The following is a 14,858-nucleotide window of genomic DNA, read 5'->3' on the forward strand; positions in this document are numbered from 1 at the left end:
TGGGGGCTTGTGAAAGGAATATTATGGTGGCTGATTTATTCCCAACCGCGTTGCGTGGGTACGATAAAGACAAGGTAAATGAAGCATTTGCAAACTATGAGCGCACTATTTCTCGTCTGCGTGAACAAGTGCGTTCAAGCGATGAATCAATTTTGCAATTACAAGCGCAATTGCAAGAAGAAAAAAATAATGTAAAACGTGCAAAAAGCGGAAATACTTTTGCATCTTTAGGTGCAAATGCGCAACAATTACTGGCATCTGCAGAGCAGACTAGTTCTCAATTGCTTGAGCGTGCTAAGCAAGATGCTGCATCAATTAAAAAGAATGCACAAGCACAAGCAGGAACTTTGCTGAACAATGCAAAACTGGATGCTGCGCATTTAATGCAAGAAGCACAAACTAAAGCAGACACAATGCTTTCTAATGCCACGCAAAAGTCGACACAACTTATGCAAGCTGCACAAGAAGATTCTGCACGTTTGCGCGATACTACTGCTAAAGATGTGCAAGCTCAAAAAGACGCTGCAGAATTAGCTTTACAAAATGCTCAAGAGGAGCACACTAAGCGCATGGCTTCTGAGCGCGCTCAGCAAGAAAGCAGTATTTCACAGCTTAAGTCGGAAGCTGCACAAAAAATTGCTGAGCAGCGTGCGGCTGCAAACGAAGAGATTGCGCGTGCTAAAGCTGAAACAAACGATCAGATTGAGTCTGCTCTCGCAGAAGCAAATAAAAAGCTTGCTGATATGCGCGAACACGCTTCGAAGATGATGGCTGACGCACAGCGCAAAGCTGGCGAAATTACGGATGCTGCTGCTGCTAAAGCTCAAGAAATTGCGGATGATGCTCAAGTTGAGCGCACGCGTACGTTAAGCCAAGTTAGTGCAGAAGTTGAGCAGATTCGTGCAGATATTGCTGCTCAGCAGGAGGAAGCTACAAAGAAAGTCAATGCCTTGCTTTCTGGCTTGAAAGAGAAAGAAAGTGCAGCTCAGGAAGAAGCAGATGCTTTGGTTGCTCGCGCAAAAACTGTTCATCAAGAAGCTGACGAATATGCAGCGCAAACGCATCAAGCTGCGGATAGTCAGGCTGCTGATATTGTGCGCAAAGCTATGCAGGAGGCGACTGCTCAGGTTGAAGAGCGTAGAGCTGCAGCACAGCAAGAGCTTGATGGCATGACGACTCGATTAACGCAATTGCAGCATCGTGAGGCAACTATTACGCAGCGCGTTACGGAATTGCGCTCGCTGTTTGCGAATGCTTTCTCTGGATTTGATTTTGGAGATGCTCAACAAAATCAACAAGTTGCGCAAGCCTCTGACGATAATGAGGATTCGACTGATGCGCAATCTTCTGCGGATGCGAAGCAAGCTCAGCGAGATGTTCAAGCTGCGTTGGCTGAATCTGAAGAAGCTAAAGAGTCTCAAGAAAACCAAGACGCAAATAATTAGTAAAGAAAATATTGTAAAATTTGTAGATTGGCTTAAATATCGTACGCTAGAATGCGCTGGTATTTGAATAAATATTTGAAATAAATATTGATAATTAACAGGAAAGGTAGCATTGTGACTGAAATCACTGCTCTAACTGATGAAAAATTACAAGGTTTGCGTGAGGATTTTGACGCAAATCCTTTAAACCGTTTAGCTATGAATGGTGTGACTGCTGCTGGTATTGATAAAGTCGCGCGCAATTATGATCGTGCGCGCTTATTGCAGCGTCGTTTTTCTACCATCGTTGACAACGGAGATGCAACACATCAGGATCGTTCTGGCCGTTGCTGGCTGTTTAGTTCGTTGAACGTGGCCCGTTTCATTGCGAAGAAGTCGCTTGGTTTGAAGGAATTTGAGTTTTCTCAGAACTATGCGATGTACTATGACAAGCTTGAGCGAATTAACTACTTCTTGAAGGATGTTGCAGCTTTGGTGCGCGCAGGTGAGCCTTCAGATTCTCGTTTGATTCAGCATTTGTTGCACGATGTTATGGGCGATGGTGGCCAGTGGACCATGGCTATGAACGTTTACAAGAAGTATGGTGCTGTTCCTAAGGATTTGTTCCCAGAAACTGCTTCTTCTAAGAATACTGGTGCTATGAATACGCAGTTGCGTGCGCTTTTGCATACTGCTGTTGCTCATATGTATGCTAATGCCACTGAAATTGATGAGATTATTGCGGACGCTACTGCTGCAGGCCACAGGATTTTGACAATTCACTTGGGTGAGCCACCTAAGAGCTTCGATTGGGAGTGGACTGATAGCGACGGCAAGTTCCATCGCGATGGTGAGATTACGCCAGTTGAGTTCTGGAAGAAGTACGTGAATGCTGGTCTTGAGGATTATGTGTGCTTGGTTGACGATCCTCGAGCTGAACATCCTAAGGGCAAGAAGATTGCTATTGAGCACTTGGGTAATGTTGCTGGCGGAGATGCAACCGAGTATTTGAACGTGCCAAACCAGTTTATGAAGGATTGCGTGCGTAAGATTTTGGTTGAGAAGGGCATTCCAGTTTGGTTTGGTGCCGATTGCCATCCTATGATGGATCGCGAGAATGGCGCTTGGGCTACTGATTTGTTCGAGTATGGTCGTGTTTATGGCGTTGATTTTGATTTGGATAAGGAAGCGCGTGTGCGTTTTGCTGATTCTGCGATGAATCACGCTATGGCTTTTGCTGGCGTGGATGTTGCTGATGATGGTACGACTACTCGTCGTTGGCGCGTAGAGAACTCTTGGGGCACTGATATTGCGGATAAGGGTTACTTTACGATGAGTGACGACTGGTTTACTGAGTACGTGTATGAGGTTGCAGTTCCAAAGAATTTGCTTCCAGAGGAATATCGCAAAGCCCTAGAAGAACCAGCAATCGTATTACCGGCGTGGGACCCAATGGGCGCACTCGCTTAGGCTAATTTCACAGGGAAATTAGCCTGCTCGAGTGCGCCGCGCTCACTATTGTGAAAAGCACGGTGTGCTTTTCGCGTGAGCGCGGCGGTGCTTGCATCTTTATTTCAAGATGCAAGCACCGACCACACCAAGTTAGGTTGGACTCTCTGCGCGAGTTCGGCGGTGCGCGTTCTAAAAACGCGCACCGACCCCACCAAGCACAGTTTTTATAGGATGGTGAACAAATGGCTTCTACAGCTGAGCAGCGTACTTCTCGCGCGGTAAAGAAGGAAGTTGAGGAGGGACGCAACCCTCTTAATTCTGCGAAATTCCAACGCTGGGAAGACCAGGTTGGTGTGGATCGCATTATTAACCGTCGCGTGCTTGAGCTTGAACCTCTTCCAACTCCTGCTCAGGTGCTTGGTGAGTTGCCGTTGTCGCCGTATGCGCAGGATATTGTTGCGCAGTCGCGCGATGAAATTCGCGGCTGTTTGAATGGCGACGATGATCGCTTATTGGTTATTGTTGGCCCGTGTTCTGTGCATGATCCTAAGGCTGCTCTTGATTATGCGAATCGTTTGGCTAAGTTGCGTTCGGAGCTTGAGGGTGAGCTTCTTATTGTTATGCGCGTATATTTTGAAAAGCCGCGCACGGCTCTTGGTTGGAAGGGTTTGATTAACGACCCGGATATTGACGGAACGCATGATATTCACAAGGGTTTGCTTCTTGCGCGTAAGACTTTGCTTGGCGTGTTGGATGCTGGTTTGGCTGCTGCTACTGAGTTTTTGGAGCCGACCAGCCCTCAGTTTATTGCGGATGCTGTGAGTTGGGGTGCTATTGGTGCGCGTAATACGGAGTCTCAGATTCATCGTCAGCTTGCTAGTGGTCTTTCTATGCCGGTTGGTTTTAAGAATGCTACTGATGGTTCTGTTTCTGCGGCTGTAAATGGCTGCTTGGCTGCGAGCCAGCATCATACGTTCTTTGGTATTGATCATCTTGGTCGCGCTTGTGCTGTGCAGACTCTTGGTAACCCGGATTGCCACGTTGTTTTGCGCGGTTCTAGTAAGGGCCCGAATTATGACGCTGCATCGGTTGCTTCTGCTGTTGCTTCAATTCGTTTGCGTTTGGGCACTGGTTGCGTGGCTTCTAACGGCGTGGTTGTGGATTGCTCGCATGGTAATTCTGGCAAGGATGAGCGTCGCCAGATTGAGGTTGTGCGTGAGATTGCGGATCGTTTGGCTGCTGGCGAGCAGGGCATTAAGGGCGTTATGATGGAGAGCTTCTTGCAGGGCGGCAATCAAGATCCTGCTCCTCTTAGCGAGCTTGAATACGGCAAGTCTATTACGGATCGTTGCATTTCTTGGGAAGATACTGCCAATTTGCTAAGGATTTTAGCTAAATCCGTTGCTTCGAGACGTAGCCGTGTTTAATTTGCGTAGCTTGTGCAAGTTTATGTAATCTTCGGAAATTTACTTATATCAAATCAAATAGTATTTGAAAATCAATTAGATAATAATTAAGGAGATGATCGTAATGCCAGAAATTTCGCGAGTTGCTATTGTTGGCGCTTTGGATGAGGAAGTTGCGCATATTGCTAGTGTGCTTGAAAATGTAAGTCTTAAGAAGGCTGCAAGTCTTGACGTATCTTGCGGTACTCTCAACTCGGCGAATGGTAGCAAAATTGAAGTCGCAGCTACGGTTGGTGGCATGGGCTTAGTAAATGCTGCTGCAACTGTGCAGTATCTTATTGACACATACAATCCTCAAGTCGTAATTTTTTCTGGTATTGCAGGAAATCTTAATAAAAATTTGCATACGAACGATGTTGTTCTTGGAAAAACTGTAAAATATCTCGATACTGATATGCGTTTAATTGGCCAATGGAAGCCGTTTGCAAGCGAATTTCATTCGGATGATTACTTGCTCAAAGTAGCTAGCAAAGTACTTACCGATATGAAAATTACGCATATTGCTGGAACGATTGCGTCCGGCGGCTATTTCGTTGATTCGCCAGAAAAAGTAGCGGAAGTAATTGCAGCTACTCAAGCGGATGCTGTGGAAATGGAAGGCGCAGCAGTCTTGCATGTGGCTGCTCGTAACGACGTTCCTGCGCTTATTGTGCGCGCAATGAGTGATAACGCGGATACTCAATACGAAACATTCAAGACTTTCGATATTTCCGAATACGCGGACACGGCTGCAAAAATTACTGTAAATATAATCCGCAATTTGTGACATTTCGACACGCTGATGTGGTCGCCACCCTACGTTTACGCAAATAGCGCAATAAGTAGCGCCAAATGCCGCCATTTTTGGTACCTATTTTATTTTTGCCGGTGCGGTTTAACCCACCTATTTATGATGGTTGCGTTAATAAAAAAGATAGGGATTAAGTTAAGAAAATGCGCCCAATTCGCAATACGGCTATAGGAACGCGAAAATGTGGTGGGGTGCAAGGCAATTCTTCGCGAAAGGAAAGAAGAATATGCGTAACGATATGAACAAATTAAATATAAACGAATTGAATACAACAACTACAACAAAACTAAATACAACAAAATTAAATACGACTAAAAGCGCAATTAAGTTCCGCACTATTGCTGCGGCTGCGATTACTTTCGGTTTATGCGCAACTTGCGCTGCTTGCGGAGACAACGCTCCTGCTGATAATTCCAACGCGTCAGGTTCGCAAAACACTAAGATTTCCGGCAATTTCCAAGGCTCGGGCGCTTCTTCTCAGCAGGTTGCAATGGAAGCGTGGATTGCAGGATTCCAATCTAAAAATCCGGGTGCAAAAATTGCTTACAATCCTACCGGTTCTGGTGCTGGCGTTACCACTTTTATGACTGGTGCAACTGCTTGGGCTGGTTCAGACAAAGCGTTGAGTAACGACGAAGTTGAAAAGTCTAAGTCGGTTTGTGCTAATGGAACTACGGCTTTCGACGTGCCTGTGTATGTTTCACCAATTGCGATTATTTTCAACCTTAAAGGTGTTTCGGATGCTGGCAAGCATATTAATTTGGACGCTTCGACGATTGCTAAAATTTTCGACGGCAAAATTACGCGCTGGAATGATGACGATATCAAGAAGCAAAATCCTAAGCTAAAGCTTCCAGACACGCCGATTACTGTTGTTCATCGCTCCGATAAGTCTGGCACAACGCAGAATTTCTTAATCTATGTGAAGGATGCGGCTCCGGACGATTGGTCGCACGATCTTAGCGAAAACTGGCCAAATAATGTCGGTCAAGGTGCGAAGGGTACTTCGGGCGTTGTGTCTACTATTCGCATGGCGAATGGTGCAATCGGTTACGCTGATTTTTCACAGGTCGGTAAGCTCGGCACTGTTGCAGTGAAGGTGGGGGATACTTATAATCAGATTTCTCCGGAAGCTGCTTCTAAAACTTTAGCTGATTCTGAAATTGACGCAGACGCTTCTGAAAAATATCCTAATCGCGTTGTTATGAAAATTAATCACAATACGCAAGCTAATGGCGCTTACCCAATTGTGTTAGTTTCATACGATATTGCTTGCCCGGTTTATAAAGATGCTTCAACTGCGCAATTTGTGAAGTCTTGGCTTAGCTACATAACTAGCGCGGAAGGTCAGAATGCTGCTTCTTCCGCTGCTGGAACGGCTCCACTTCCGCAAAATTTGGTAAGCAAAATTAGCGCATCAATTAAGTCTGTTAAAACAGGAAAGTAAAAACTTTACAAACTGATATTATGAACGTATCGGTTATAAAGGAGAATTATTGAGTTCTACGAAAAATGCGACAGCAGTTGCGAATAGTGCAAACGAAACTACTCAAATTTCTGAGAGCAATAGAAAAAATTATGTTGGCACTCATCTTGCAGACCGTCTTTTTAAAGGCGTGGCTGCAGGCTGCGGCATGCTAATTTTGCTTGTTCTTACGGCAGTTGCAGTATTTCTGCTGTTTCGTGCTTTGCCGTTATTAAGTGGAAATCACGATCAAGTAAGTCATGTGTTTGCTGATTTTACTGGTGGTAAAGCGCATGATTTTATAAGCTATGTGGCTCCGCTTATTTTTGGCACAGTGCTTATGTCTGCGCTCGCGCTGCTGTTCGCATTTTTTGTGGCAATTGGTATTGCTCTGTTTATTTCGTATTATGCGCCTAAAAAAATTGTTCCGCTTTTGAGTGGAGTAATTGATTTGCTTGCTGCGATTCCGTCCGTAATCTATGGTTTGTGGGGCGGATTGGTTTTGGTTCCAGCTATGTATCCTTTCTGGGATTGGGTTTCTAAACTTTTTGGCTGGATTCCGTTATTTTCTGGCCCGGCGGCTAATCCTTCTCGTTCTGCTGCTACGGTTGCATTAGTTTTGGCTGTGATGATTTTGCCGATTATTACTTCTATGGCTCGCGATATTTTCCAGCAGGCTCCGCGTTTGCAGCAAGAAGGTGCGCTTGCGCTCGGTGCTACGAAGTGGGAGATGATTAAGTTAGCTGTTCTGCCGTTTGCAAAGTCTGGTATTGTGTCAGCTTCTATGCTTGGGCTTGGCCGCGCGCTTGGTGAAACGATGGCAGTTTTGATGATTTTGTCTCCTGGGTTTACTTTTGGCATCAATATTTTCAAGGCTTCTCAAAATCAAACTATTGCTGCAAATATTGCAGCGCAGTATCCGGAAGCAAACGGGCTTGGCGTAAGTGCGCTTATTGCAACCGGCTTAGTTTTGTTCGTTATTTCTTTTGCAGTCAACTTTATTGCTCGCAAAATTACAGGAAAGGCGGGCGCATAAATGGAGTATCAAATTAATAAATCTGCCGAAAAATCTGCAGAAAATTTCGCTGAAAAGTCTGCTGAAAATTCCGCAGCTCCGGTTATTGACTTCAACAAATTCCGCCCAACTCGCTCACACATAGCTGCGCGCAAACGTAAAGACATGCTTATGCGCGTGCTGATTTTCTTGTCTTTTGTTGTGGCACTTATTCCGCTTATTTCTTTGCTTTTAACAACCATTATTAATGGTATTAAGCGCTTGAATTTTGATTTTCTCACTCATAACATGACTTACGTTGTGGGCGGAAATGCTACTGGAACTGGCGGTTACGGCGGAATTTTGCACGCAATTATTGGAACTCTTGAAATAACGCTAGGAGCTATGGTTATTTCAATTCCGATTGGTTTAATGTGTGCTGTTTATTTGGTTGAGTATGCTCGCGGAAACAAAATTTCGCGCATAATTAATCTGCTTGTTGACGTTATGAGTGGTATTCCGTCTATTGTTGCCGGCTTGTTTGCGTTTTCTATGTTTGCTCTTCTTGCAGGTCCTGGCACAATCAATGGTTTTGAAGGATCTGTTGCTCTTTCGCTTCTTATGATTCCAACAGTTGTGAAGTCTTCTCAAGAAATGCTAAAAATCGTGCCTAACGATTTGCGCGAGGCGTCTCTTGCGCTGGGAGTTACTCAGCAGCGCACAATTACAAAAATCGTTTTGCGCACTGCGCTTCCGGGAATTGTGTCTGGCTGCATTCTTGCGGTCGCGCGCGTTATTGGCGAAACTGCGCCACTTCTTATGGCTTCAGGCTTTATTGCTTCCACGAATCTCAATTTATTTGACGGGCAAATGACGACTTTGCCGGTGTATGTTTATCAGGAATATTCCAAGCTTTCTGCGAATTGCCCGGCTAACGCGCCGGCTTCTTGCGTAACGTCAATTCCAATGGAACGCTCGTGGGCTGCAGCTTTAACGCTTATTGTGTTGGTGTTGTTGCTAAATATTTTGGGGCGAGTTGTAGCTCGAGTGTTTTCTGTAAAGGCGAAATAAAGCGAAATAAAGCAAAGCAAAATAAAGCAAAGCAAAGCGAATTAAATTTTTAGAAAGTGAGTACAAAATGGGTCAACGAATTGATGTGAAGCATCTGAATATTTACTATGGTGATTTTCTTGCTGTAGAAGATGTGAATATTAATATTGAACCAAATAAAGTGACGGCTTTTATCGGACCTTCCGGATGCGGAAAATCAACAGTTTTGCGCACTTTAGACCGCATGCACGAAATCACTCCGGGCGCGCGCGTAGAAGGTCAAGTGCTTCTTGAAGGCCGCGATTTATATGGCAAAGATGTGGATCCTGTGGCTGTCCGCCGCGATGTTGGCATGGTTTTTCAGCGACCAAATCCTTTCCCAACTATGTCTATTCGCGAAAACGTGCTTGCTGGAGTTCGCTTGAATAATCGCAAAATTGCTAAAAGTGATGCTGACGATTTAGTTGAGTGGGCTTTGCGAGGCGCGAACTTGTGGAATGAAGTTAAGGATCGCTTAGATAAGCCGGGTATTGGTCTTTCTGGCGGTCAGCAGCAGCGACTTTGCATTGCTAGGGCTGTGGCTGTGCATCCGCAAGTTTTGCTTATGGATGAGCCTTGCTCGGCACTCGACCCAATTTCTACGTTGGCTGTAGAAGATTTAATTAACGAGCTTAAAAACGATTACACGATTGTGATTGTGACGCATAATATGCAACAAGCTGCGCGTGTTGCGGATTACACGGCATTCTTTAATTTGAAGGCTGTTGGTAAGCCTGGTCATCTGGAATACTTTGCAGACACGACTACTATGTTCAACAATCCGCGCAACGCTGAAGCTGAGCGTTATATTTCCGGTCGTTTTGGCTGATTTGTTATATACTTTTTTGATTTCGGTGTATTTTCTTGGTCAGCACGTGCGCGTAAGGTCAGAGCTGTTCGGTTGTTCAAAGGTTTCGCAATTTTCATAATTTTATGTGAGATTTTGTGATGCCTTCGTTCATTCGACGAGTCGCAGTAACCTCTGCGTGAATGCCCAAATGTAATTGCGTACGCGATTGCTCAAGTGCTTTCGCTGCGCTTTTCTGGTCTTTTGCGCTTGTAAACCAAGGAACAGAGAGTATATGGAAAAGTTCTTCCATCTCAAAGAAAACGGCACGAATGTATCAACGGAGATCACTGCAGGTCTCACTACATTCTTCGCGATGTCGTACATTATCATCGTAAATCCAAATTTATTAAAAGAAACTGGTATGCCATGGGGTGGCGTGTTCTTAGCAACAATTATTGCCGCTATTATTGGCACGCTTGTTATGGGCTTATTTGCTAACGTGCCTTACGCTCAGGCTGCTGGTATGGGCTTAAATGCATTCTTTACGTTCACAGTCGTAAAAGGTTTAGGCTTTAGTTGGCAGCATGCAATGTGCATGGTGTTCTTATGCGGTTTAATTAACATTATTATTACCGTTACTAAAATTCGTAAAATGATTATTCGTGCCATCCCGATTTCGTTACAACACGCAATCGGCGGTGGCATTGGTTTATTTGTGGCTTATGTCGGCATGGTGAACGTTGATTTAATTAAGTTCACTCCAAAGGATGATAAAGCTGCAAAAGTTGCATCTAATTTTGGTGCAGCTCCTGCAATTCCAGGTCTTGCTGTTTTAAAGAACCCAGTATTGTGGTTGTTCCTCATTGGATTGCTTTTGGCAATCGTGCTTACTGTGTTGAATGTTCGTGGATCTTTGCTTATTTCCATTGTCGTTACAGCTATCATTGGTATTCCAATGGGTTTGACGACTATGAACAACTCTGTGTCAATCATGGGCGCTTTCCACGATTTGCCAACTACTTTCTGCGCAATATTTAGCGACAAAGGTTTCCCAACGCTGTTTGCAGACTCTTCGCGCGTTCCGCTTGTTTTGATAACTATTTTTGCATTCTCAATGTCTGATACTTTCGACACCTTGGGTACCTTCATTGGCACTGGTCGTCGTACAGGTATCTTCTCTGAGGCTGACGAAAAGGCTCTTGAAAACGGCTCCGGATTTAGCTCCAAGATGGATCGCGCTTTGTTCGCTGATTCCATCGCAACTTCTGTTGGTGCAATTTTCGGTACTTCTAACACCACCACTTACGTAGAGTCTGCTGCAGGTATTGGCGCTGGTGGTCGTACCGGTTTGACTTCCGTGGTTGTGTCTATTTGCTTCGCGCTTTCTATAGTGCTTGCTCCTGTAGTTTCCGCTGTTCCTGCTGCTGCAACTGCCGGCGTGCTTGTGGTTGTTGGTTGCATGATGGCAAGCTCTTTGAAGGAAATTGCTTGGGATGATATTTCTGAGGCAATTCCTGCATTCTTCGCTGCAGTGTTCATGGCATTCTCTTACAACATTTCTTATGGTATTGCCGCTGGCTTTATCATGTACTGCTTAGTGATGACTTGCAAGAAGCGTGCTAAAGAAGTTCATCCAATGCTTTGGATTGTTTCTTTGCTGTTCTTGCTTGATTTCGTTGCTAATGCTGTGCTTTAAATGTGTATTTAATGTAAGAGTGCATTTAATGTAAGAGTGCATTTTACAAGTAGTGAACTTGTGAAGCAAAAAATATAAAAGAAAAAATTAAAAAATTAGAGGGTATGTAAATTACATGCCCTCTTTTTTATTTCTATTTTATTTTCATAGTATTTCTCTTGACATTGTCTTAGCGGCGTATTAAACTTGCCCAACGTAAACCACAGACCGTTGGCGGAATTAAAAATTCCTGAAATTGATGTGTCAGGCCAGCACAGGTTGAGCGATGATTTATAGCGGATCTCGTTATGAGTCGAAAATTTAAGCACGTCTTAGTGCTTCTTATGTTGCTCTGCCAGTGCGCAGGGCTTTTTTATTGCTCTGTTTAATTAAGCTTGATGCGTTTCTTTCACCTACGGCCAATTTAGGAAGGAACGCCATGAAGAGGCCCGAAAAGGAAGCGGTAGTTGCCGAGCTTACGGAACTTTTCCGTAATGCAGACGCTATCTACCTCACCGAGTACCGCGGGCTTACCGTTCCGCAGATTTCTACTCTGCGCGAAAAGCTAGGCCGCGATACTTCCTACTCTGTGGCTAAGAACACGCTTGCTCGTATTGCTGCTAAGGAAGCGGGCATTGAAGGTCTCGACGAGCTTCTCGCCGGCCCAACTGCAGTCACCTTCGTTAAGGGTGATTTCATTGAGGCTGCTAAGACCTTGCGTGATTTTGCCAAAGAGAATAAAGCCCTCGTCATCAAGGGCGGTTTCGCAGATGGAACTGTTTACGATGCCGAAGGTGCAAAGCAGCTTGCAGACTTGAAGTCTCGCCCACAGTTGCTTTCCGAAATGGCCGGCGCGCTCAAGGGCACCATGTCCAAGGCCGCCTACCTGTTCAACGCATTGCCAACCAAGACGGTGCGTACTATCGACGCTTTGCGCGAGAAGCAGGAAAAGGCCGCTTGATTCCCTTGCAGCTTGCTGCATGAGACCAACCAAATATAAAAATGTTATGGTCGTAAGGCACACCGTGTGCCTGGCCAAGTAAGAAAGGAAGCCAATTATGGCTAAGCTCACTAGTGAAGAGCTTCTTGAAGCTTTTGGTGAAATGACCCTCGTTGAGCTCTCTGAGTTCGTCAAGGCCTTTGAAGAGAAGTTCGACGTCGAGGCTGCTGCCCCTGTCGCCGCTGTTGCCGCTGCTCCAGCTGCTGCTGGCGCTGCTGAGGAAGAGAAGGACGAGTTCGACGTCGTTCTCACCGCTGCTGGCGACAAGAAGATTGCAGTCATCAAGGCTGTTCGCGCTTTGACCAACCTCGGCTTGGCTGAAGCTAAGGCTCTCGTTGACGGCGCTCCAAAGGCTGTTCTCGAGAAGGCTAAGAAGGAAGACGCTGAGAAGGCTAAGGCTGCCCTCGAAGAGGCTGGCGCTTCTGTTGAACTTAAGTAGTTCTAACTTTTTGTTGCTTTGCGCGTAACGCAGTTTTGTGCGTGAGTGCATAGTGAAAATTAGGCGGTAGGATTGTTCCTGCCGCCTTTTTTGTTGCGCGTGTAAAGTTTTTGCCGGATTTGAGCGCGTAGACGACTTTTTCTTTACACTCGCGTAAAGTTTCTGCCGGATTAAAGCGCGTAGGCGACTTTTCCTTTACACAGCTGTAAAGTTTTTGCCGCTTTTGGACGCGTAAACGACTTTTTCTTTACACTCGCGTAAAGTTTCTGCCGGATTAAGGCGCGTAGGCGACCTTTATTTTACAGTCGTGTAAAGTTTCTGTCGCCGCGCGACACGCGAGAAGCGGGCTGTTGGCGTGTCGCACAAGAGTGGCTATATTGCAACGGTTTTGCGTCTGTCTGGGGGAGCGTTCAAGAGTTTCCTGAGAGTTTTCTGAGAAAAATCTTTAAAAACCTTGAAATTGACATTTTTACGAAAAATAACGCATAATACTGTATTTTTTACTCTTAAAAATAGTTTAAGTGAAATATTTCCGTAAAAACATCGATGTTTTTTGTTAATGAGCTACGTGTTGGCTCTTGACTTTTGCGAACGGGGGGGGGGGTATCTTAATAGCAAACGCCGGTCATTCCTAGTTGACGGGCGTGTGCGGCTCCGTTTGGAGTTGCACAGCAGATTTTTCTTCGTGTACCTAGCACGAAGGAGAAGAAGAAAGGAAAATATTATGTTGAATAAGAAGGCTATCGCCGCATTCGCTGCTGGCGCCACCCTCCTCTCTGGTTTCGCTTTTGCTGCTCCAGCAATGGCTGTGAAGGATGACAATCCTTGCAAGGTTCAGAATCTCACAAAGACTCAGTGCGCTGCTCGAGTTGACACTGCTAAAGCTGATTATGATAAGGCTTTCAAGGCTGTTAACGATGAAAAAACTGGTGCACAGGCTGCGTATAATAATGCTGCTGCTGATTACGAAGCCAAGCTTGCTGCTAAGACCACTGCAGACGCAAAGTTAACCGCAGCCAAGACTGCCACTGCAAATGCTCAAGCTGCTGTGAACAATGATCCAACTAACCAAAGCTTGCAGGATGCTTTGGAAGCTGCACAGCGTAAGGAAGCTGTTGCTCAGGGTGATTATAATGCTGCTGATGCTGCTGTAACTGCTGCTAAGACTGCTAGGGATAATGCTGAAGCTGCTTTGCGTGATGCAAAGTCTAAGTTGACTGCTGCTGAGACTGCTTGGGAAAAGGCACAGTCTGATCTTAGTGACTTCACTGGTCCAACTGAGGATGAGACTAAGAGGAAGCTTATTGACAAGGTTCGTCTTGCTAAGATGAACTTGGACAACAAGGATGATTTGCTTGCTGTTGCTAAGAAGAATTTCGATGATGCTTATAAGACTTTGGTTGCTGCTGTTGCTGAGTACAATGCACGCAATGATGCAGCCACTGTTGCTCATCAAAAGCTCAATGCGTTCTTGGCTTCTGGCGTGAATGATTCTACTACTGAGACTCGTTTGCGTGATGCAGCAGATCGTGCTGATGCTCATCTTAAGCGTGCAACTATTGCTTTGGCTAAGGCTAAGGCTGCTTATGATGATGCTTTGGCAAAGGATTTGGCTGCTGTAGCTGCTTATAATAAGGCTTTGCAGGAGTACAAGGATGTTTACAATGAGGCTGTTGCTGCTGGTGTGAACCCAGCTTTGTTGCCACCAGTTGTGACTTCTGATCCTTTGGATCCAAAGGTTCCAGCTGTTCCTGGTTTGAAGCATGCTTATGCTTCTGCTATGAGCGGTAAGTTCGGTAAGGAAGCTAAGGCTGCTGAGGCTTCTGCTCAGCAGAACAACAAGAAGAACAATGCTGCTTCCGCTGAAGCAAACGGTGCATCTGCCGCTGCTGCTGCCAAGCTTCCTCAGAGTGGTGCTGCTGTAGCTATGGCTGCTGTTGCTGCTTCTGTGCTTGCTGGCATGGGTGCTGCTCTTCGCAAGATCCGTCACTAAGCTAAAAGCTGATTCAGCGATGAATCATTTTGAGCTTTAGCTTACTGATTGGTCGTTGAGTCGATTTTACTGTGAATCACTTAGTCTAGTGTGCTAAAAAGTGCGCTAGACTAAGTGCTTTTATAAAAATTTTGTGCTTGGCGCGCTGTGTAGATTTTTAGTCTTATACAGCAATTAATTGGTTTGCGTTTGCTTGTTGATGTAGTTTGCCAAAATTTCCTTTTTTACTATTGATTCATGCTTCGTTAACTGATTAATGCTGAGCGCTTTGCGCTGTTACT

12 protein-coding genes are annotated in these 14,858 nt (G+C 45.2%); all 12 read left to right on the plus strand.

Translation table 11 applies throughout. The features are described from left to right. Positions 1 to 23: 23 nt before the first annotated feature. Positions 24 to 1,445 (plus strand): coiled-coil domain-containing protein, encoded by a 1,422-nt coding sequence (locus tag ACJV2T_RS00865; RefSeq protein ID WP_415683265.1) that lies wholly within the window; start codon positions 24 to 26, stop codon positions 1,443 to 1,445. Between the two features lie 114 nt (positions 1,446 to 1,559). Then, positions 1,560 to 2,894 carry a C1 family peptidase gene (locus ACJV2T_RS00870; RefSeq protein ID WP_004105599.1) on the plus strand — a complete coding sequence of 445 codons (1,335 nt, stop codon included), beginning with the start codon at positions 1,560 to 1,562 and terminating at the stop codon, positions 2,892 to 2,894. Between the two features lie 224 nt (positions 2,895 to 3,118). Continuing rightward, a complete protein-coding gene (locus tag ACJV2T_RS00875; protein ID WP_419398880.1) occupies positions 3,119 to 4,303 on the plus strand; it encodes a 3-deoxy-7-phosphoheptulonate synthase in 1,185 nt (394 codons plus the stop codon). Positions 4,304 to 4,406: 103 nt separating this feature from the next. Next, on the plus strand, positions 4,407 to 5,108 hold the full coding sequence (mtnN, locus tag ACJV2T_RS00880) for a 5'-methylthioadenosine/S-adenosylhomocysteine nucleosidase (RefSeq protein ID WP_419398881.1): 702 nt from the start codon (positions 4,407 to 4,409) through the stop codon (positions 5,106 to 5,108). A gap of 205 nt (positions 5,109 to 5,313) precedes the next feature. Next, a complete protein-coding gene (pstS, locus tag ACJV2T_RS00885; RefSeq protein ID WP_419398882.1) occupies positions 5,314 to 6,579 on the plus strand; it encodes a phosphate ABC transporter substrate-binding protein PstS in 1,266 nt (421 codons plus the stop codon). A gap of 106 nt (positions 6,580 to 6,685) precedes the next feature. Beyond that, positions 6,686 to 7,633, plus strand: a complete 948-nt coding sequence (gene pstC / locus ACJV2T_RS00890; protein WP_415683555.1) for a phosphate ABC transporter permease subunit PstC — start codon at positions 6,686 to 6,688, stop codon at positions 7,631 to 7,633. Continuing rightward, positions 7,634 to 8,662: a phosphate ABC transporter permease PstA gene (gene pstA / locus ACJV2T_RS00895; RefSeq protein ID WP_419398883.1), complete on the plus strand. Its 1,029-nt coding sequence runs from the start codon at positions 7,634 to 7,636 to the stop codon at positions 8,660 to 8,662. 67 nt (positions 8,663 to 8,729) lie between these two features. Continuing rightward, positions 8,730 to 9,509, plus strand: a complete 780-nt coding sequence (gene pstB / locus ACJV2T_RS00900; protein WP_004105584.1) for a phosphate ABC transporter ATP-binding protein PstB — start codon at positions 8,730 to 8,732, stop codon at positions 9,507 to 9,509. Positions 9,510 to 9,762: 253 nt separating this feature from the next. Continuing rightward, positions 9,763 to 11,166, plus strand: coding sequence for an NCS2 family permease (locus ACJV2T_RS00905; RefSeq protein WP_419398884.1), 1,404 nt, complete (start codon positions 9,763 to 9,765; stop codon positions 11,164 to 11,166). A 418-nt stretch (positions 11,167 to 11,584) separates the two neighbouring features. After that, positions 11,585 to 12,106 carry a 50S ribosomal protein L10 gene (gene rplJ / locus ACJV2T_RS00910; RefSeq protein ID WP_419398885.1) on the plus strand — a complete coding sequence of 174 codons (522 nt, stop codon included), beginning with the start codon at positions 11,585 to 11,587 and terminating at the stop codon, positions 12,104 to 12,106. A gap of 97 nt (positions 12,107 to 12,203) precedes the next feature. Then, a complete protein-coding gene (rplL, locus tag ACJV2T_RS00915; protein ID WP_119487302.1) occupies positions 12,204 to 12,584 on the plus strand; it encodes a 50S ribosomal protein L7/L12 in 381 nt (126 codons plus the stop codon). Between the two features lie 724 nt (positions 12,585 to 13,308). After that, the gene (locus tag ACJV2T_RS00920; RefSeq protein WP_419398886.1) at positions 13,309 to 14,577 is read left to right on the plus strand and encodes a hypothetical protein; all 1,269 of its coding nucleotides are present in this window, start codon (positions 13,309 to 13,311) and stop codon (positions 14,575 to 14,577) included. The last annotated feature ends 281 nt before the right edge of the window (positions 14,578 to 14,858 follow it).

Origin of the sequence: Gardnerella phocaeensis (genome assembly GCF_048545075.1) — a bacterium.
Taxonomy (GTDB): Bacteria; Actinomycetota; Actinomycetes; order Actinomycetales; family Bifidobacteriaceae; genus Bifidobacterium; species Bifidobacterium vaginale_J.

Excerpts from the sequence above, each read along its gene's own strand:
- ACJV2T_RS00865 (WP_415683265.1), top strand. The coding sequence starts at position 24 with ATGGTGGCTGATTTATTCCCAACCGCGTTGCGTGGGTACGATAAAGAC.
- ACJV2T_RS00875 (WP_419398880.1), top strand. The coding sequence starts at position 3,119 with ATGGCTTCTACAGCTGAGCAGCGTACTTCTCGCGCGGTAAAGAAGGAA.
- mtnN (WP_419398881.1), top strand. The coding sequence starts at position 4,407 with ATGCCAGAAATTTCGCGAGTTGCTATTGTTGGCGCTTTGGATGAGGAA.
- pstS (WP_419398882.1), top strand. The coding sequence starts at position 5,314 with ATGTGGTGGGGTGCAAGGCAATTCTTCGCGAAAGGAAAGAAGAATATG.
- pstA (WP_419398883.1), top strand. The coding sequence starts at position 7,634 with ATGGAGTATCAAATTAATAAATCTGCCGAAAAATCTGCAGAAAATTTC.
- pstB (WP_004105584.1), top strand. The coding sequence starts at position 8,730 with ATGGGTCAACGAATTGATGTGAAGCATCTGAATATTTACTATGGTGAT.
- ACJV2T_RS00905 (WP_419398884.1), top strand. The coding sequence starts at position 9,763 with ATGGAAAAGTTCTTCCATCTCAAAGAAAACGGCACGAATGTATCAACG.
- rplJ (WP_419398885.1), top strand. The coding sequence starts at position 11,585 with ATGAAGAGGCCCGAAAAGGAAGCGGTAGTTGCCGAGCTTACGGAACTT.
- rplL (WP_119487302.1), top strand. The coding sequence starts at position 12,204 with ATGGCTAAGCTCACTAGTGAAGAGCTTCTTGAAGCTTTTGGTGAAATG.
- ACJV2T_RS00920 (WP_419398886.1), top strand. The coding sequence starts at position 13,309 with ATGTTGAATAAGAAGGCTATCGCCGCATTCGCTGCTGGCGCCACCCTC.